Genomic DNA, 19595 nt, shown 5'->3' on the forward strand with positions numbered 1-19595 from the left:
AGTAAGTCAGGTGAAAGCCTGACTTTTTATTAGAAAGTAAATCTTAAAAAGGCATTTGGTGTTCTTTCTAATGAAAAAGTATTTACCTGTTCCACAATATTTGTATTGTTGTTTATGCGATAATGTTGATTGATACTGGTTTTATTATTCAATATATTTTGAACTGAAAAACCAAAATTTAGTTTTGATTTTGTACCAATAGCAAATGCATAAGAACCTGAAAAATTCACTTGAAAATAGTCTTCTAAATTAGATGAATTTGGCGCTTGATAACCAACAGTTGGTGTTTCTGGGTCAGTGTAGATGGGGGTTGTGCTTATTGGTAAAGTTGTTGGTTTTCCTGTAAACCACTGAGCACCAATGGCTAGTTTAATGTTTTTAAAATCTGAAATAATAGCAGATTTTATGTGATGCTTAATTTCAAAATTATTAGGAAATGCTTTTGCATTCAATGTTTTAAATTCATAATTATTTTCTTGAAAAGTATAACTTACCCATGTTGTAATGGGTTTGAATTGTTTTTGAATTAAAAATTCTGTTCCATAAACCGTGAAATTTCCATTGGTTTTTACAAATTCATATTGGTTTTGAAAACCTTGACTCATACTGGTAATTCCATCTACTTTTTTATAGAAATTTTCTAAAGTTAGCAACCAATTGTTTTTATTGAAAGAGAATCCTAATGACGCTTGATTACTTTTCACAATTGGAATGTCTTCATTGTTAGATAAAGTCCATCTTCGTTTTTCTATGCCTAAAAAATCTTGTTGTAAATCAACAATTTGTGATGTAGTTTGATGTTTGCTTTCACCCATAATTTCCAATTGGAAAAACGGAGTGAATTTATAATTTAACTGAATTCGCGGTTCAAAAATAAAAGTAGAGAATTCTTGAATATAGTTTTGTCTGAAACCAATTCGACCATTAAATTTAGTGTTAACTGAAAAATAGTTAAGTTCGGCAATTAGTGCATGATTTTTTAAAACTTCTTTGATTTTTCTAGAAAAAACAGGCGTATTTACAATATCCACATTTCGAACTCCAATTTCATTAAATTGATACCCATTCATAAAGGTAAAATTGTCAGATAAGATATGACTATTTTGTAATTTTATACCCGTATCTAAAATGGTGTTTTCTTGATTAAATATCTGATTATTTTCAATTGATTCATTTTCAGATTTAATATTGTAATAGGAGGCGTAAATTGATATTTCGCTTCTATTTTTTGCATTCCAATTTGTTTTTAACAATGCATTTGCTCCATAAGTTTGTTGTTCTAAGCAACTGTATTTTGAAGTTGTAATGCTATTTTCTGTTTTAGTTTGTAACACATCTAAAACATTACTAATACTTAGAATATCAATAAATAAATCGGTTTTTTGCTTTATTTTTTGATGGTATTGTGCTGTAAAATCGTAAAAATAGAAATCTTCTTTTGAGTTGTATTTAATGTTTTGATTGTCAAAGTAATTGGTTACAATAGTGTTTTGAAATATTTTATTGAAATAACTTTTATAAGTTGGCGAAGTGATTAAATCTGTATACGATCGTCTTCCGCTAATTTCAATATTTGATTTCTTAGAAGTTTTTACTTTCGTATAAAAATCAGCGTTAATTAGGTTAAAACCTACAGCTCCAGTTGTGTTTTCTATAGAATCTGTATGTGTTGAAATTAAGACCGAACTTGAAACTCCATCGCCATAAAATGCAGAAGTTCCGTTTTTAGCAATATTAATTTTGTGTGCTAAATTGGGATTTAAAGAAGAAATTAATCCAAAAAAATGCCCTGTTTGATATAATCTAATGCCGTTCCAAAGAAATAAATTTTGGTCGTGTGTTCCGCCTCTTACACTTGTATTTGAAATGCTTTCATCGGTAGCATGAATTCCGGGAATTTGCTGCATAGTTTGAAATACATCGGGTTCTGTTAAACCGGGAAGAAGGCCAATTTTTTTTGGTTTTACTTCGTAAGTGCCATCTCTTTTTTTACTGATTCCTTTGGTTAAATATAAGGTGGTTACAACAGGTTCTAAATCATTAATTATGCTTTTTAAGTAGATTGTTGGACAATTTTCTACATATAAAAATGAAGATTGAATGATTTCTGATTTATAATTCAAATGCGAAATTTCTATGGTATTCGCAGATTTTGTTTTAAGTTCAAAAAACCCAATTTCGTTTGTAATGGCATAAGAGTTTGTTCCAGAAACTAGAAGTGTTGCATTTTGTATGGGTTCTTTCGTTTCTTTATCCAAAAGATAACCACACAAAGGTTTGTCAAGTTTTTGATTGTTGATTACTGAGATGTATTTTTCAGAAATAAATTCAAATTTTAATTGTGTTTTTTCAGAAATATAGTTCAGTTTTTCTTGAAGAGTTAATGAATTCGAAGGAGGAATTAATTTAAAAAACGCAATTTCTTCTTCAATAAAATTAAAATTTACTTCGTGAGTTTTGCCAATGTTTTCTAATATTTTTTTCAATAAAATAGCCTTGCCATTGTCTTGTGCTCGAAGCGGTAAGACAATGACAAATAAGCTAAATATCATTATTAAAAAACGATTGTAATTCATTTACTTTTTTACTAATTCAAAACTTGTTTCGTTTGATTTGTTTATTTGTAAATGATAGGTTGAGGCAATTATTTGTAAGGCTACATCTAAATTATTACTTGGAAGTTTTCCAGTGAATAATTGTTCTGTTGCTATAGTATTTGTTTTAATTGTAACGTTATAGGTGTTTTCAATATCAGTAATAATAGTTTTTAAGTTTTGATTTGTAAAACTCATTTCCATTTTATCAGATGCCCATTTTGGCATTGATAATGTTGTTTTTCCTTCTTTTTTAGAATCATTTTCAAAAGTAACTAACATGCTTTTTGTTAGGATAAGTTCGTGATTTTTGTAGTTTACTTTTACTTTTCCTTCGTAGCAAGTTACTTCAAAGGTATTGTCTTTTGAGTTTACATTGAATTGTGTCCCTAAAACGGTCACTTTTCCTAAATTCGTGTTGACTTCAAATGTTTTTCCTTTTGCCACTTTAAAATAAGCTTCACCTTTTAAGTCAATTGTTCTGTTGTGTTTCCAGAAGAAAGTTTTGTATTCAATATATGAATTTTTATTCACTATAACTTCTGAATTATCTGGTAAACTTACAGATTGTGTAAGTTCAGTACCGTAATATTTTTCTTTAAAACTATTAACAACAAAAAAACTTAATCCCAAAGCAATAACTAATACCGCCGCAACACGAGTAAACCAATTTTGTTGAAGTTTCACAACTTTTGTTGCTTTTTTAGTAGCAACAACGTTACTCAACATTTTATCTTGGTCAAATGCTGGAGTTTTTAAGCGTGCTGAATTTTCTTTGATTTTTTCATACAAAGCAAAGTCCGGATTTTGTTTAAATTCGGCTAATTCTTCAGCGGTTAATTCGTTATTAAGCCATTTGGCTAATTTGTAATCTTCGTCCATAATTTTCGTATTACAATAATGTAACAAGTATATTGTTTTTTACCCTACTTAAAATTTTCTATTTCTTTTTTTAGTTCTATCATAGCCAAGTGAATACGTTTTTCAACAGCTTTTACACTAATGTTTAATTCAGAGGCAATTTCGGCATATTTTTTACTATCAATTCGATGCATTAAAAAAGCTATTCTTTGCGTTTCATTTATATTATTAATAGCTTTTAATAGTTTAGATTCAAATTGTTCTTGTTCTAATATATGTTCTGGGTTTTCGTTGGTTCTATCTATTAAAGTATTGTTTTTTTCATAGGTAAGAACTACTTTATTATGTGCAATTGCATTTAAAGAATTGTTAGTTGCAATCGTGTAAATGTAAGATTTAGCTTTTTCAATTGGGACATCTTTACAATTCTGCCACAGTTTTATAAAAGCTTCTTGTGTGGCATCTTCAGCCTGTTCTGTATTGCCAAATTTGTAGTAAAGATAATTTCGTAATCCTTTTGCATGGCTTTTAAAAAAAGTTGAAAAAATGTTTTCTTGGCAAATTGTATTATTTTCAGGCATCTTTGAATAAATTGCTAAAAATTAATTAAACCTTAGGAAGGGTTTTATAAAAATGAATTGTTATATAGTTGAAACAAATATAGTCATTTTTGATTTTAATTATTTTTTTTAAAAATTAGGTAGGGTATAATTAATTTGAATTGTTTTACCATTATAAACCCAAAAAAAAATTAATCATGAAACTAAAACATTTTTTAAATTTAAGCTTAGTAGGTTTGCTTTTAATGTCTTGTCAAAGTGAAGAAAATGAAGTAATTCAAGATGCAAATCAAAATTTAACGAATACTTCACCATTAACCACTTTGTTAACTAGAGTTACTCAAAATCCTACTTCTGGGGATAATGTGATGGATAATTCAAGCTGTTTTAGCGTTGTATTGCCTGCCACAGTTATTGTAAATGGTCAAAATATTGTGGTTGCCACACAAGCAGATTATCAAACGGTTCAAGATGCTATTAATGCTTTTTCAAATGATGATGATATCGTAAATTTTGTTTACCCAATAACAATTCAATATCAAAATTTTTCAACTCAAGTATTGCAAGATTCTGACGATTTAGATGATGCAATTGATGCTTGTGGTGAAGATGACGGTTTTGATGAAATAGATTGTATTAGTTTTAATTTTCCAATTGTAATTAATGTTTATAATGCTAATAACCAATTGGCGGATACAGTTACATTAAATAATAATACAGATTTATATAATTTTCTGGAAAATTTAGAAGACAACGAATATGTTGCTATTCAATATCCAATTTCTTTAGTAAACTCTAATGGACAAACTATCACAATTACGAATAACAATCAATTAGAAGATGTTATTGAAGATTCAATTGATGATTGTGATGATTCTCCATCGGGAGGAGGAAATGCTAATCTTTCTGCAATTTTAAGTAGTGGAACTTGGTACGTATCTTATTTCTTTGATGATACGGATGAAACTTCAGATTATGCAGGCTATAATTTTACATTTAATGTAAACGGAACTTCATTAGCAGTAAAAAACGCAATTTCATTAAACGGAACTTGGTCAAATTACATGGATAGTGGAGATGAAAAAGTAGCCTTTTCTTTTGATGGCATTACATTAGATGAATTAGAAGATGACTGGGAAGTAATTGAATTTACATCAACTCAAATTCGACTAAAAGATGTAAGTGGTGGTGATGGAACTACTGATTATTTATATCTAACAAAAAATTAATAATATTTTTAAAAACAAATACAAATAAATTTAAAATTGATACATTATGAAAAAACTAACCTTAATTCCGTTACTTTCTTTGATCTTTATGTTAAACGTAGCTTCCATGTGTAGCGACGATGATGATACGACTAACACAGCAGATCCTACTCCAATTATCAATACCGTTAATCAAGGAACTTGGAGAATCACTTTGTATGAAGATTCAGGTGTTGATGAAACAACTAATTATTCAAATTACATATTTACATTTGGTGCTAACAATGTTTTAACGGCAGCTAATACGAATACTTATACAGGTTCTTGGTCAGTAACTAGCGATGATATTAATGATGATAGCCCAAGTGAGGATTTAGATTTTAATATCCTATTTACGTCACCTTCACCAGCAAGTTTTGTTGATGATTTATCTGACGATTGGGATATTGTTAGTTACACTGCTACAAAAATTGAATTAGTAGATGTTAGTGGAGGTAATGGTGGTACAGATTACTTAACATTTGAAAAAAATTAAGAATGTATTCTTTTTGTCCCAATAAAAAACCAGCTTTTTATAGCTGGTTTTTTATTTAAAACAAACCCATTTTCTCACTTTGCAACTTTATAACTTTATCTTATCTTTGCACTTCATTAAACAAAAACAGAATCATGTTTGATAATTTAAGCGATAAGTTAGATAAAGCGTTTCATATATTAAAAGGACACGGTAAAATTACCGATGTTAACGTTGCCGATACTCTTAAAGAAGTTCGTAGAGCTTTATTAGATGCCGACGTAAATTTTAAAATTGCAAAAGATTTTACCACAAGAGTAAAAGAAAAAGCAATTGGTGAAAACGTATTAACTACGTTACAACCAGGTCAGTTAATGATTAAAATCGTTAAAGACGAGTTGACTGAATTAATGGGTGGTGATGCTGCTGGAGTAAATCTATCAGGAAATCCTTCTGTGATTTTAATGTCGGGTTTACAAGGTTCTGGTAAAACTACTTTTTCTGGAAAATTAGCGAACTTTTTAAAAACTAAAAAGAACAAAAAGCCTTTATTGGTAGCTTGTGATATCTATCGTCCTGCTGCAATTAATCAGTTGCATGTAGTGGGTGGACAAATTGGTGTTGAAGTCTACTCAGAGCCAGAAAATAAAAATCCAGTTGAAATTGCTCAAAACGCAATCAAACATGCAAAAGCAAATGGTTTCAATGTAGTTATCATCGATACCGCTGGTCGTTTGGCTGTGGATGAGGAAATGATGAACGAAATCGCAAATGTTCACAAAGCCATTCAACCACAAGAAACGTTATTTGTGGTGGATGCGATGACAGGACAAGATGCAGTAAACACAGCAAAAGCATTCAACGATAGATTAAATTTCGACGGAGTTATCTTAACCAAGTTAGATGGTGATACACGTGGTGGAGCTGCGATTTCGATTAAATCGGTAGTGAATAAACCAATTAAATTCATTGGTACAGGTGAAAAAATGGAAGCTATCGACGTGTTTTATCCAAATCGTATGGCGGATAGAATCTTGGGAATGGGAGACGTTGTTTCCTTAGTAGAAAGAGCACAAGAGCAATACGATGAAGAGGAAGCAAGAAAATTACAGAAGAAAATCGCTAAAAACGAATTTGGTTTTGACGATTTCTTAGCGCAAATCCAACAAATCAAGAAAATGGGGAACATGAAAGACCTTGTTGGAATGATTCCAGGTGCTGGAAAAGCGTTAAAAGATGTTGAAATTGAAGACGATGCATTCAAGCATATTGAAGCTATCATTCAGTCGATGACACCAGCAGAAAGAAGTAAACCTTCTTTAATTGATGTAAAACGTAAAACCAGAATTGCCAAAGGTTCGGGGACAAAAATTGAGCAAGTCAATCAATTGATGAAACAATTCGACCAAATGAGCAAAATGATGAAAATGATGCAAGGTGGTGCGGGTAAAAACCTGATGAAAGCCATGGGCGGAATGAAAGGTATGAGATAATAAGAAGAGGCGCGATTAATCGCGTCTTTTTTATAGCATAAACACAACAAACAACACAACAAAATGCAATTATTAGACGGAAAAAAAGTATCGGAAGATATTAAAAATGAGATTGCGGCTGAGGTAGCGCAAATGAAAGCCAAAGGTGAAAAAGTACCTCATTTAGCAGCAATCATTGTTGGAAATGACGGAGCGAGTTTAACCTACGTAGGAAGTAAAGTAAAATCGTGCGAACGTGTAGGATTTGAATCGACTTTGATTAAAATGCCAAGCACGACTTCTGAAACGGAACTTTTGAAAAAAATCAAAGAATTGAACGAAAATGACGATATTGATGGATTCATTGTTCAGTTACCTTTACCAAAACAAATCGATACCCAAAAAATCATTGAAGCGATTGATCCAAGTAAAGATGTAGATGGTTTCCATCCTGAAAACTTTGGAAAAATGGCTTTAGATATGTCTACTTTTATTCCAGCAACACCTTTCGGAATTTTAGAATTATTAGAAAGATATAATGTGCCAACCGATGGTAAACACACTGTAGTTATTGGAAGAAGTCACATTGTAGGAAGACCAATGGGGATTTTAATGGGAAGAAAAGGATTTCCTGGAAATTCAACAGTAACGGTTACGCACAGTCACTCTAAAAATATTAATCAAATTACGTCTCAAGCCGATATTATTATCTCAGCATTAGGGGTTCCAAATTTTCTAAAAGCTGAAATGGTAAAAGACGATGTGGTTGTTATCGACGTTGGTATCACTAGAGTAGAAGACGAAACTACTGAAAAAGGGTATCGTATTGTTGGCGATGTAGATTTTGAAAACGTTTCTAAAAAAGCATCTTATATTACGCCAGTACCAGGCGGAGTAGGACCCATGACAATTGCAATGTTGTTGAAAAATACTTTATTAGCAAGAGAACAGAAGAGAAATAGATAATATTGAGATTAAAATTTTTTAAACCCAAATTCGAAAGAGTTTGGGTTTTTTATTTGAAATTTTAACAAAATGTGCAGAAAAACTACAGCAAGGTATCCATAAAGGTTTCTTTTATTTGTTGAAATTTTAAATAATTAAGGACAAACTCAAGAAAAATTTATTAATTTAAGCATGACAACTATGAAGCAAAAAATGAAAACAATTTTAAAACTCCTATTCTTTAATACAATTCTCATGTTATTTGGTTGCAGTGAAGAATTGTTTGATGAGCAAATTAACAAATCAAATATTAAAATTCAGCGAATTTCGATGAATGATACTAAGTTTAAAGAGAATCATAAATTAATGAAAAGCGTAGATAATTTACTTAAAAACCAATCTAACAATGCTATAAATCGTTTTGAATTTAATAGTGAATATGATTTTTTTATTGATGAAGAAAATGGTGTTTACATAGAAAAAGATAATTTAGAATCGTACACATTCCCTGCATATAAAAACGAAACAGATTCCTTGGTAACAAATATTGTATTCAATAAAACAACAAATGGAGACTATGATGTTATAATTGCTAAATATAATTTATTAAAAACAGAATTAAACAATCTTACAAAAGAAGAGCTCATTGCTACAGATGTAATATTCATTAATATTACTAATAAATTTAGTGCTCTGGAATTAATTTGTATGGAGGAATATTCATATGAAAATACAGGCGATCTTGTAGGTGCAGATTCGGAACCTTTTTTTGATTGGGTAATTATTGGTTCATATTGCTTTTGGTCGAATTCTACAGGTAGTGGAGGTGGTGATTCGGGAGGTTCAGCAGAAAATAGTGGTGGTGGAATTTTAACTAGTCCTATTGATTCTAATCACGGTGGTGGTGGTTCTAATACGCTAGTTAGTCCTTGCAAAAAAACAAAAAACCAATTAGATAAATATACTGCATTAAAACCTGCACTTGTTGCTATGGCTAATACAACATCAGGATCTCAAGAAAATGGTATTTTTATTTATGATACCGCAACTTCAACAACACCAAATCCTGTTCAAAATCTTCCAAGTGTAACTATAGCAGGGGTAACAGCTGTGGGGTTGCCAAATCCTACTGCTCCTAATAAATATACAGTTATTGCTCATATACATGATGCGGCGGGTCCTTTAGGGACAGGGTCATATTCCATTTTTTCGTGGCAAGATTTAACCCGATTAGCAGAGTTAATACATGATGGATACATTGATAATGACAATTTTGTTTTCTATCTTGCAACTGCTGATGGCACAAGATATGCACTAACTACTGAATGGCCAACTGCGTTTGCCGATTATTTTGATAGAAGAAAAACTTATGGAATACCTGAAAGCCAAACTAATCTAGATTATAACAAAGCTCTCAAGTTAGACGCTCCTGAAAAAAAGTATTATAGCAATGCCCCATTAGCAAACAAAATCCATTTAACAAGTAATAAAAATGATGATTTAATAATCTTTTTAAAAATGCAAAAAGAGTTAAAATTAGATTTTACCTTATTTGAGGTTGACCCATCATTTTCAACCTATACAAAAGTGAGTTTAAAAAGTGATGGAACTACTATAAAAAGAGAAACTTGTAACTAAAAAATCAATATTATGAAAAAAATAGCATTTTATTTATTAATATGCTTTGTGTCATTAACAGCACAAGCACAAACTATAAAACCATTATCAAGTTTTTATACAGGTACACAAAATTACTCAAACGACGACACTGTATTAATACAACCAGTCTATTATAAAGACACCTTTAATCATTTTACTCCTTTTATAGGTTCATGGAAATATGTTGAAGGTAATAAAACATTTATTGTAACTTTATATAAGGTTACAAAAAAGCCTATAACTCATAATAACAATGTTATATATTATATGGATTACATTTTTGGATATTATCGATTGGTGGAAAATTACGGATTATCTTCTGAAACTGAAATTTACAATTCGCAAGATTTAACTGGTAATAGACCAGCTGAAATAAATTCTATAAGTCCAACAACAACCTATATGAATATTGAATTTCGTATATATGACGTTGTAGGGGTTAATTATAACCCTAATTTTGCAATGGGTATGACAGGCGATTTAAAGATAACCATAAATAATAGTACTAGTCCATTAACTGCACAATGGACAGTTACTCCTATTTATGAAAAATGGTATAAAGAAGGAGAACCTAATAGTTTTGTAGTGCCAACAAATATTGTATTAATAAAAATGTAAAATCTAAAAATAATAAGCTCTACCTATTTATTCGGTGTAGTTTATTATAAATTTTGTTTTCATAGAATAATTAAAGTTAAATATTTATGAAAAAAATAACATTTTATTTATTAATATGCTTTGTGTCATTAACAACACAAGCACAAAGTATAAAGCCTTTAAAAAGTTATTATACCGACTCTAAAGATTATTATGGCGATAATTTATTATTTGTACAACCAGTATATTATAAAGACACATATAATCATTTTATTCCTTTTATCGGCTCATGGAAGTATGTTGAAGGTAATAAAACATTCATTGTAACTTTGTATAAAAAAACAAAAGAGGCTGCCTTTTGGAATGATAATATAGCCTATTATATGGATGATATTTATGGACATTATCGTCTAGTAGAAGACTTTGGACTCCCTACTGAAAATGAAATATACAATTCACAAGATTTGACAGGTAATAGACCTATGGAAATATTTTCATTAAGCCCTGAAACAAGCTATTTAAATATTATATGTCGAATATATGACGTGGTTGGAGCTAATAATAACCCAAACTTTGCAATGGGTATGGAAGGAGATTTAAAAATAACCATAAATAATAATACAAATCCATTAACGGCAAAATGGACGGTTACTCCTATTCATGAAAAATGGTATAAAGAAGGAGAACCTACTAGTTTTGTAGTACCAACAAATATCGTATTAACAAAAATGTAAAACTACTTACAACTACAGTTTCTAGTAATAGCGGCTTTTGGTCTTGTCTGTAAGTCGCTTTTGTAATAAGCCAAAATTTACCGCTACTGATACAAGCTATCTAACGTTTGAAAAAAAACGTTTAACTTTATGTAGCATTAAATAGTAAAGTTTGAGTTTGTTTATTAACTGTGCTTTATGCTGATAATTTACATGAAAGTGTTAATTACAAAAAAACTAAAAAGCCATTTCAAACGAAATGGCTTCTTTGCTTATCTCTTCTGATAATCCGAAGTAAAGAATAACTCTACTGTTGGATATTTTTGTTGCGTCATTTGGATAGAGAAATCGCTATCGGCTAAGAACACCAATTGCCCGTATTTGTCATGTCCTAAGAATTTTTGTTTCACACGTTTAAATTCGGCAAACTCAGTGTTTTTTGGATCTTGTGGTTTTACCCAACACGCTTTAAACGCAGGGAAAGTTTCATACGTACATTTCGCACCATATTCATGCTCTAAACGGTATTGGATAACTTCGTATTGAAGCGCTCCTACGGTTCCAATTACTTTTCTTCCATTCATTTCTAAGGTAAACAACTGGGCTACACCTTCGTCCATTAACTGGTCAACTCCTTTTTCTAGTTGTTTCGATTTTAATGGATCGGCGTTATTGATATATCTAAAATGCTCTGGAGAGAAACTTGGAATTCCTTTGAAATTCATGATTTCGCCTTCGGTTAAGGTGTCTCCAATTTTGAAGTTACCCGTATCGTGCAAACCTACGATATCACCAGGATATGAAATATCTACAATCTCTTTTTTCTCCGCAAAAAACGCATTCGGACTCGAGAATTTTAAATTCTTTCCTAAACGAACGTGTAAATAGGGTTTGTTTTTTTCAAACGTTCCCGATACAATTTTAATGAACGCCAAACGGTCTCTGTGTTTTGGATCCATGTTGGCATGAATTTTAAATACAAATCCGCTTAATTTTTCTTCTTCTGGTCTTACTAATCTAGTATCGGATTCTTTTGGTCTTGGAGTTGGAGCAATTTCAACGAAACAGTCTAACAATTCGCGAACTCCAAAATTGTTCAAAGCCGAACCAAAGAAAACAGGTTGTAAATCGCCTTCTAAATATTCTTCTCTACTAAATGGAGGATACACTTCATCGATTAATTCCAATTCTTCTCTTAATCGATTCGCTGGTTTTTCTCCAATAATTCCTTCTAATTCAGGACTATTGATGTCGTTGAAAGCAATCGTTTCTTCAATATTTTTTCGGCTATCACCTTCGAAAAGGTTGATGTTCTTTTCCCAAATATTGTAAATTCCTTGAAAATCGTATCCCATTCCAATAGGAAAACTTAATGGTGTAACGCGAAGTTTTAATTTTTTCTCCACTTCATCCATTAAATCGAAGGCATCTTTACCTTCACGGTCTAATTTGTTAATGAAAACAATCATCGGAATGTTTCGCATTCTACAAACTTCCACTAATTTTTCAGTTTGTTCCTCAACCCCTTTTGCAACGTCGATTACTACGATAACACTATCTACGGCAGTTAAAGTTCTGAAAGTATCTTCAGCAAAGTCTTTGTGACCTGGCGTATCTAAGATGTTGATTTTTTTATCTTTATAATTAAAAGCTAAGACAGAAGTCGCTACCGAAATTCCTCTTTGTCTTTCAATCTCCATGAAATCGGAAGTAGCTCCTTTTTTAATTTTGTTACTTTTTACAGCTCCAGCCTCTTGAATTGCGCCTCCAAACAACAATAATTTCTCGGTTAAAGTCGTTTTACCAGCATCGGGATGCGAGATAATTCCAAAAGTTCGTCTTCTTGCTATTTCTTCTATAAAACTCATTATTCAAAATTTTGTGCAAAAGTAACTTTTTTTGCAGAAATTTCTGTTAATAGTAGCTTATAAATGTTGTGGAATAGTCTCGAATTGTTATTTTTGTCGATTACAACTTAAAATGTATAAATTAATATGAAAATTAATCGCCTACTTATTTTTGGTTTTTTACTTGTTCAATCGTTTTTGTTTGCCCAAACGAAAGAAGTATTATTTACGATTGATAATCATCCGTATTATACAGATGAATTTATTAGAGTTTATAATAAAAATTTAGATTTAGTTAAAGATGATTCTCAGAAAGATTTAGACAAATATTTGGATTTGTTTTTAGGGTACAAATTAAAAGTTGAAAAAGCGAATAAAATAGGTTTGCAAAACGGAACTTCGTATCAAAACGAATTGAAATCATATAGAAATCAATTATCTAAGAATTATGTAAACGATTCTAAAGTTACCAACGAATTGGTGCATGAAGCTTATGATAGAATGCAACAAGAAGTTAGAGCTTCACATATTTTAATTTTAGTTGACGAAGGCGCATCACCACAAGATACTTTAAAAGCTTACAATAAAATTTTAGATATTAAAAAAAGATTAGAAGCTGGAGAAGACTTCGTAACTGTTGCAAAACAAACATCTGAGGATCCATCGGTAAAAGAAAATAATGGTGATTTAGGTTATTTTTCTGCTTTTAGAATGGTGTATCCGTTTGAAAATGCTGCTTTTAAAACTAATGTTGGAAAAATTTCAAAACCATTTCGTACTCGTTTTGGATATCACATTGTAAAAGTAGTAGATAAAAGAGCAAATAGAGGTGAAGTTACGGTGGCTCACATTATGATTGTTAAGCCAAATGTTTCTGATGCTGCTCAACAGGAAAAAGCAAAAGCTACTATTGAAGATATTTATAAAAAAATCCAACAAGGTGAAAATTTTGAGAGTTTAGCTCAGCAATTTTCTGAAGATAAATCTTCTGCTCCAAAGGGTGGTGTTTTACAACGTTTTGGTTCAGGACAATTGAGTTCTGAAGAATTTGAAAATGTAGCTTTTAGTTTGGCTAAAAAAGATGATATTTCGGCACCATTTCAATCGCAATTTGGATGGCATATTATTAAATTGATTGAGAAACATCCGGTTCGTTCTTTTGATGATATGAAAGGGGAATTAGAAGATAAAATTAGAAAAGACGAGCGTTCTTTATTAATTACAAATTCATTAGCTAAAAAATTAAGAGCAAAATATACTGTTGTTAAAGATGTTAAAGCATTGGCTCAAGTTAAAAAGTCAATTACAGATGAATTTTATTCTCAGACTTGGCAAGTACCAGCAAATACAAAAGAAGGAAATGTAACCGTTTTAACTATTGATAAAACAAAGAAAATAACTTCACCAGCATTTCTTAATTTTGTGTATTCGCAACAGAAAGCTAATATTAAAACAAAACCAATTGCTAAATTAACTGATGAGTTGTTCGAGAAATTTACAGACGAGCAGTTGATTAGTTATTACAATGAAAATTTAGAAAATGAATTTCCTGAGTTTAGATATGTGATGGATGAATATCGTGATGGTTTATTGTTATTCGATTTGATGGAAAAAGAAATTTGGAACAGAGCTAAATCCGATACAACAGGTTTAATGAATTTCCATAAAGCTAACATTCAAAACTATCAGTGGAAAAAAAGACATGATGTAGATATTTTATCATCAACGGATAAAGTTACAATTGAAAAAGCACAAAGTTTCCTTAAAAAAGGAAAATCTATCGATTATATCAAAGAGAAATTGAATAAAGATGGTAAGGTGAATATCATGGTAAAATCAGGTTTGTATGAAGAAGATTATGATGTTTTATCACAATATCCAAATGTTGCAACAGGCGTAACTTCGGTGGTTTTAAAAGATAAATATTACTTTGTAGTTAATGTAAAAAGTACAAAAGAAGCAGGTCCTAAAGAATTTGCAGATTGTAAAGGAAAAGTGATTAGCGATTACCAACAGTATTTAGAGAATAATTGGGTTGGCGAATTAAAAAATGAGTTCCAAATAAAAGTTAATGCAGATGTTTTTGCAAAAGTAAAACAACAATTATCGAAATAAACACATGAAATTTTGGATATCCTTATTTTTACTTACCACTATGGTTACTTCGTGCGATTATTTTAGAGCACCTAAGAAACCAAAAGCCATCGCACGTGTAGGTGAAAGTTATTTATTTCAAGATGATATTGTAGACTTAGTACCTAAGGGAACTTCAAAAAAAGATAGTATTGCGATAGTAAAAGCGTTTATTGATAGATGGGCTACTCAAAAATTATTATTTGAAGCAGCGGAACGTAATATAGGAAAAGATAAGATATCAGAATTTAGTGCTTTAATAGATCAGTACAAAGTTGATTTATATACAAAAGATTATATTGAAAGTTTGGTAATAAGACAAATAGATACTGTTGTTACTGAGGATCAGATTGAAGCGTATTATGCAAAAAATAAGCAGTATTTTAAAAATTCTTCAGAGTTGGTAAAACTTCGCTATATTAATTTAGTTAAAGAAAATCCAAAATTCGCAAAAATTAAATCAAAGTTTAGTTCCTTTACCAAAAAAGATAGAAAAGAGTTAGAACAGCTTGCGGTTCAGTTCAAAAGTTATGCTTTTAATGATTCTATCTGGGTGGATATTAATCAGGTTTATGAAAAAATTCCTTTTATTAATTTAGAGAATAAGCAAAAATACATCTCTAGTGGAATAAATTTTCAATATCCAGATTCTACAACGGTTTGGTTGGTTAAGGTAAATAAAGTATTGCCAAAGGACAGTCCAACACCTTTAGAGTTTTTAAAACCAACAATAGAGCAAATTATAATAAATAATAGAAAGTTAGAATTAATTAATACAATAGAAAAAGAGATTACCAATGACGCTATCAAAGACAATAAGTATGAAATTTATAAATAAAAAATTCCTTTTTTCCCTTTTCATTTTAGTATCAACCACCGTTTTTGCACAGACAAAACGAGAAAAAGTGGACGGAGTAATAGGAGTTGTGGGAGATTATGTAGTATTGGATTCCGATATTGATTTAGAATTAATTCAATTAAGAGCACAAGGAATTGATACCAAAAATATCACACGTTGTGAATTATTTGGTAAACAATTAGAAGATAAATTATATGCACACCACGCTATTCAGGATAGTATTGTAGTTACAGATGCAGAAGTTAACAGCTACATGAATGAACAACTTGACGCTATGGTTGAGCAAGTAGGTTCGTTAGAAAAAGTAGTTAAGTTTTATAAGAAAAAAAATTTAGAAGAGTTTAAATCTTATTTCTTTGAAATTATCAAAATGAATAAGCTGACTTCTCAGATGCAAAAGAAAATTGTAGATGAAGTTACCATTACTCCTGAAGAAGTTAGAAATTTCTTTAAAGGAATTCCAGCTGATGAAATTCCAACTTTTGGAGCGGAAATGGAAGTAGCTCAAATAGTAGTTAAACCAGTTATTACAGAAGAAGAAAAGAAAAGAATTGTTGATAAATTGAATGAAATTCGTCAAGATGTACTAAATGGTTCTAGTTTTTTTAGTAAAGCTGTTTTGTTTTCAGAAGATCCAGGGTCAAGTTCAAATGGAGGTTTTTATAAAATTAATAGAAAAACTGGATTTGTTAAAGAATTCAAAGAAGTTGCGTTTAGCCTAGCTGAAGGAGAAATTTCGGAACCATTTGAAACAGAATTTGGATATCATATTATTATGGTAGAAAAAATTAAAGGTCAAGAAGTAGAGTTACGACACATTTTGATGTCTCCTAAAGTTTCAACTCAAGCAATGAAAGATGCTAAAGCTAAAATTGAAGCTATTCGAACAAAAGTATTAAACAAAGAAATTACATTTGCAGATGCTGCTAAATCATCTTCAGATGAAAAAGAAACTAAAAATAATGGTGGGGTATTATTAAACCCAAGAACCATGGAGCCTCGTTTTGAATTAACAAAAATGGATCCTACATTGTATGCTCAGGTTTCTTCTTTAAAAGATGGTGATGTTTCTTTACCAATTTTAGATGAAGAAAAAGGAGGAGGTGCCAAATTTTATAAAATCATTACAGTAAACAATAGAACAGAAGAACATACTGCTGATTTTTCTAAAGATTATTTAAAAATTAAAGAATTAGCTCTTAGAGATAAGCAAATTAAAGTAATTGCAAAATGGAGTGAAGAAAAAATCAAAGAAACTTACATTAAGATTTCAGATGATTATAAAGATTGCAACTTTACTAATAATTGGTTAAAAAAATAAATTGACTAACCCTTTGAGTTTTCAGAGGGTTTTTTATTATTTTAGAGGTTTAATAATTAAGATCAATTTTCCGAATTCTAAATTCTAAATTCAATATGTCAGACGTAGCAGCCATTCAGGAATTAGTTCAAAGACAAAAAGCATTAAAACAAGAAATTGCTAAAGTAATCGTGGGTCAAGATGAAGTAGTACATCAAATTGTGATGAGTATTTTTTCTGGAGGTCACGCTTTGCTTATTGGTGTTCCTGGATTAGCAAAAACTTTGATGGTAAATACCATTTCACAAGCTTTAGGATTGAATTTTAAAAGAATTCAGTTCACGCCCGATTTGATGCCTTCGGATATTTTAGGAAGTGAAATTTTAGATGAAAATCGTCATTTTAAATTCATCAAAGGACCAATATTTTCCAATATTATCTTAGCAGATGAGATAAACAGAACGCCACCTAAAACGCAAGCTGCTTTATTAGAAGCCATGCAAGAACGTGCTGTAACCGTTGCGGGACATCATTATAAATTAGATTTGCCATATTTTGTTTTGGCAACACAAAATCCAATTGAGCAAGAAGGAACGTATCCGTTACCAGAAGCGCAATTAGACCGTTTTATGTTTGCGGTAAAATTAGATTACCCAAGTTTTCAAGAAGAAGTGAATGTGGTAAAAGCAACAACTTCTGATTTTAAACCTGTAGTGAACGCTTTATTTACAGCTCAGGAAATTATCGATTTTCAAAACGTAATTCGTAAGTTACCTGTAGCTGATAATGTAATTGAATACGCCGTTTCGTTAGTAAGTAAAACGCGTCCCGATAATCCGTTATCTAATGAGTTTGTCAAGACTTATATTGATTGGGGTGCAGGTCCTCGTGCTTCTCAAAACTTAATTTTAGCAGCCAAAACTAATGCTGCTTTTAATGGGAAATTCTCTCCAGATATTGAAGATGTAAAAGCAGTAGCTGTTGGGATTCTTCGACACAGAATCGTTAAAAATTATAAAGCGGACGCCGAAGGAATTTCGGAAGATGATATTATTAAAAAGCTGTTTTAAACAGCTTTTTTTATTACTTTAGTAAATCAATTACTGCAATTTGGAACCCAATTTAAAACAAAGAATCTTCGGATTAGATGTCTTGAGAGCGACAGCTATTATCATGGTAGTTTGCTCGCATATCCTTTGGATTTATCCAAAAAGTAATGCGTTTATCCCAACATTATTTGAACTTTTTGGATTTTGGGGCGTAGAACTTTTCTTTGTTTTAAGCGGATTTTTGATAGGTTCCATTTTATACAAAACTTTTGTAAATGAAAGTTTTACTTTAAAATCAGTTTTTTATTTTTTAAAAAGACGTTGGTTTCGAACATTACCTAACTATTATTTGGTATTGCTTTTAAATATTTTGATTGCTTATTTGCTTGGATTTTCGATTGAAAATATGGGAAGTTATTTCCTCTTTTTGCAAAATTTTGCATCAAAATCACCAGTTTTTTTCCCAGAATCTTGGAGTTTGTCTATTGAAGAATTTACATATTTACTCTTACCATTATCATTGTTTTTTATCGGATTAATTAAAGTTAAAAACAAATCAAAAGCATTTTTGTTTGTTGTTGTAGCTTTAATTTTAGTTTTCTGGATGAATAAATTTTATTATCATTCCCAACATACCATTTCGAATTTATTAGAATGGAATCTGAATTTAAAATCAGTTTTGATTTACAGAATTGATGCTATTTTGATGGGAGTTTTAGCTGCTTGGATTTCATTAAATTTTAGTGAGTTTTGGAAAAAGTCAAAAACTATTTTTGCTTTGATAGGATTTGGATTTATATTCTTTTTAATGTTTGGAATTCTTCCTCTGAATTTAACAATCGAGCAAAATCCGTTTTTTTGGAATGTTTTGTATTTGCCAATTACTTCAATCGCTTTCGCATTTTTGCTCCCTTTTTTCTCAAATTGGAAAACATATACTAATGCATTTTTATATCCTATTGAATTAATTAGTAAAATTTCATATTCTATTTATTTACTTCATTACAGTGTGATTTTATTACTCTTAAAAGCTTTTTTTGATTCTTCTCAAATGTCAGATTTCGAGCGTCATTTCTTTACTGTGGTTTATCTTTTAATTACTTTTTTATCATCGTATCTTTTATATCGATTCTATGAAAAACCAATCATGAATTGGAGAGATAAAAGATAATTTAATTCCTTCGTTTTGACACTCTTTTAAAATTGGATATCGTTTTTTGATAATTTAATAAAACTTTGATTTTAAATTACGAATTATTCAATATATTCTTGTTTTAATCATTT

16 protein-coding genes are annotated in these 19595 nt (G+C 30.5%); 12 read left to right on the top strand and 4 right to left on the bottom strand.

Annotation, left to right across the window (positions count from 1 at the left end):
• Window positions 1-29: 29 nt before the first annotated feature.
• The 3 genes from BP92_RS0102220 to BP92_RS0102230 are packed head-to-tail and all read right to left on the bottom strand — an operon-like array spanning window position 30 to window position 4036.
• On the bottom strand, window positions 30-2552 hold the full coding sequence (locus tag BP92_RS0102220) for a TonB-dependent receptor (RefSeq protein WP_160169109.1): 2523 nt from the start codon (window positions 2550-2552) through the stop codon (window positions 30-32).
• 24 nt (window positions 2553-2576) lie between these two features.
• Window positions 2577-3476 (bottom strand): FecR family protein, encoded by a 900-nt coding sequence (locus tag BP92_RS0102225; RefSeq protein WP_026724550.1) that lies wholly within the window; start codon window positions 3474-3476, stop codon window positions 2577-2579.
• A gap of 44 nt (window positions 3477-3520) precedes the next feature.
• On the bottom strand, window positions 3521-4036 hold the full coding sequence (locus tag BP92_RS0102230; protein WP_026724551.1) for an RNA polymerase sigma factor: 516 nt from the start codon (window positions 4034-4036) through the stop codon (window positions 3521-3523).
• Between the two features lie 176 nt (window positions 4037-4212).
• Here BP92_RS0102230 and BP92_RS0102235 point away from each other — a divergent pair, with 176 nt between their 5' ends.
• The 7 genes from BP92_RS0102235 to BP92_RS0102265 all read left to right on the top strand — a co-directional run bounded on the left by BP92_RS0102235 (window position 4213) and on the right by BP92_RS0102265 (window position 11144).
• Window positions 4213-5244, top strand: a complete 1032-nt coding sequence (locus tag BP92_RS0102235) for a hypothetical protein (RefSeq protein ID WP_026724552.1) — start codon at window positions 4213-4215, stop codon at window positions 5242-5244.
• A gap of 46 nt (window positions 5245-5290) precedes the next feature.
• On the top strand, window positions 5291-5758 hold the full coding sequence (locus tag BP92_RS0102240) for a hypothetical protein (RefSeq protein ID WP_026724553.1): 468 nt from the start codon (window positions 5291-5293) through the stop codon (window positions 5756-5758).
• Window positions 5759-5892: 134 nt separating this feature from the next.
• Window positions 5893-7230: a signal recognition particle protein gene (ffh, locus tag BP92_RS0102245; RefSeq protein WP_026724554.1), complete on the top strand. Its 1338-nt coding sequence runs from the start codon at window positions 5893-5895 to the stop codon at window positions 7228-7230.
• 63 nt (window positions 7231-7293) lie between these two features.
• A complete protein-coding gene (locus BP92_RS0102250) occupies window positions 7294-8175 on the top strand; it encodes a bifunctional 5,10-methylenetetrahydrofolate dehydrogenase/5,10-methenyltetrahydrofolate cyclohydrolase (RefSeq protein WP_026724555.1) in 882 nt (293 codons plus the stop codon).
• Between the two features lie 192 nt (window positions 8176-8367).
• Complete coding sequence (locus BP92_RS0102255; RefSeq protein ID WP_150111847.1) at window positions 8368-9792, top strand: hypothetical protein; 1425 nt, start codon at window positions 8368-8370, stop codon at window positions 9790-9792.
• Window positions 9793-9804: 12 nt separating this feature from the next.
• Complete coding sequence (locus tag BP92_RS0102260; protein WP_026724557.1) at window positions 9805-10431, top strand: DUF6705 family protein; 627 nt, start codon at window positions 9805-9807, stop codon at window positions 10429-10431.
• Window positions 10432-10517: 86 nt separating this feature from the next.
• Window positions 10518-11144 carry a DUF6705 family protein gene (locus BP92_RS0102265; RefSeq protein WP_026724558.1) on the top strand — a complete coding sequence of 209 codons (627 nt, stop codon included), beginning with the start codon at window positions 10518-10520 and terminating at the stop codon, window positions 11142-11144.
• Between the two features lie 251 nt (window positions 11145-11395).
• On the opposite strand, the gene BP92_RS0102270 is transcribed toward BP92_RS0102265, so the two are convergent.
• A complete protein-coding gene (locus tag BP92_RS0102270; protein WP_026724559.1) occupies window positions 11396-12991 on the bottom strand; it encodes a peptide chain release factor 3 in 1596 nt (531 codons plus the stop codon).
• A gap of 126 nt (window positions 12992-13117) precedes the next feature.
• On the opposite strand from BP92_RS0102270, the gene BP92_RS0102275 reads away from it, so the two are divergent.
• From BP92_RS0102275 to BP92_RS16640, 5 genes are all read left to right on the top strand, one after another.
• Window positions 13118-15085, top strand: coding sequence for a peptidylprolyl isomerase (locus BP92_RS0102275; protein ID WP_026724560.1), 1968 nt, complete (start codon window positions 13118-13120; stop codon window positions 15083-15085).
• Between the two features lie 4 nt (window positions 15086-15089).
• On the top strand, window positions 15090-15941 hold the full coding sequence (locus BP92_RS0102280) for a hypothetical protein (protein ID WP_026724561.1): 852 nt from the start codon (window positions 15090-15092) through the stop codon (window positions 15939-15941).
• A complete protein-coding gene (locus BP92_RS0102285; RefSeq protein ID WP_026724562.1) occupies window positions 15925-17283 on the top strand; it encodes a peptidylprolyl isomerase in 1359 nt (452 codons plus the stop codon). Before BP92_RS0102280 ends, BP92_RS0102285 begins: the two co-directional genes overlap by 17 nt.
• Window positions 17284-17378: 95 nt before the next feature.
• On the top strand, window positions 17379-18332 hold the full coding sequence (locus tag BP92_RS0102290) for an AAA family ATPase (RefSeq protein WP_026724563.1): 954 nt from the start codon (window positions 17379-17381) through the stop codon (window positions 18330-18332).
• A 40-nt stretch (window positions 18333-18372) separates the two neighbouring features.
• Window positions 18373-19482 carry an acyltransferase family protein gene (locus tag BP92_RS16640; RefSeq protein ID WP_051604355.1) on the top strand — a complete coding sequence of 370 codons (1110 nt, stop codon included), beginning with the start codon at window positions 18373-18375 and terminating at the stop codon, window positions 19480-19482.
• The last annotated feature ends 113 nt before the right edge of the window (window positions 19483-19595 follow it).

This window comes from Flavobacterium sasangense DSM 21067 (assembly GCF_000686885.1).
GTDB lineage: Bacteria > Bacteroidota > Bacteroidia > Flavobacteriales > Flavobacteriaceae > Flavobacterium > Flavobacterium sasangense.

Coding starts and splice junctions, on each gene's coding strand:
- BP92_RS0102220 (WP_160169109.1), bottom strand. CDS start 2,552: ATGATATTTAGCTTATTTGTCATTGTCTTACCGCTTCGAGCACAAGAC.
- BP92_RS0102225 (WP_026724550.1), bottom strand. CDS start 3,476: ATGGACGAAGATTACAAATTAGCCAAATGGCTTAATAACGAATTAACC.
- BP92_RS0102230 (WP_026724551.1), bottom strand. CDS start 4,036: ATGCCTGAAAATAATACAATTTGCCAAGAAAACATTTTTTCAACTTTT.
- BP92_RS0102235 (WP_026724552.1), top strand. CDS start 4,213: ATGAAACTAAAACATTTTTTAAATTTAAGCTTAGTAGGTTTGCTTTTA.
- BP92_RS0102240 (WP_026724553.1), top strand. CDS start 5,291: ATGAAAAAACTAACCTTAATTCCGTTACTTTCTTTGATCTTTATGTTA.
- ffh (WP_026724554.1), top strand. CDS start 5,893: ATGTTTGATAATTTAAGCGATAAGTTAGATAAAGCGTTTCATATATTA.
- BP92_RS0102250 (WP_026724555.1), top strand. CDS start 7,294: ATGCAATTATTAGACGGAAAAAAAGTATCGGAAGATATTAAAAATGAG.
- BP92_RS0102255 (WP_150111847.1), top strand. CDS start 8,368: ATGAAAACAATTTTAAAACTCCTATTCTTTAATACAATTCTCATGTTA.
- BP92_RS0102260 (WP_026724557.1), top strand. CDS start 9,805: ATGAAAAAAATAGCATTTTATTTATTAATATGCTTTGTGTCATTAACA.
- BP92_RS0102265 (WP_026724558.1), top strand. CDS start 10,518: ATGAAAAAAATAACATTTTATTTATTAATATGCTTTGTGTCATTAACA.
- BP92_RS0102270 (WP_026724559.1), bottom strand. CDS start 12,991: ATGAGTTTTATAGAAGAAATAGCAAGAAGACGAACTTTTGGAATTATC.
- BP92_RS0102275 (WP_026724560.1), top strand. CDS start 13,118: ATGAAAATTAATCGCCTACTTATTTTTGGTTTTTTACTTGTTCAATCG.
- BP92_RS0102280 (WP_026724561.1), top strand. CDS start 15,090: ATGAAATTTTGGATATCCTTATTTTTACTTACCACTATGGTTACTTCG.
- BP92_RS0102285 (WP_026724562.1), top strand. CDS start 15,925: ATGAAATTTATAAATAAAAAATTCCTTTTTTCCCTTTTCATTTTAGTA.
- BP92_RS0102290 (WP_026724563.1), top strand. CDS start 17,379: ATGTCAGACGTAGCAGCCATTCAGGAATTAGTTCAAAGACAAAAAGCA.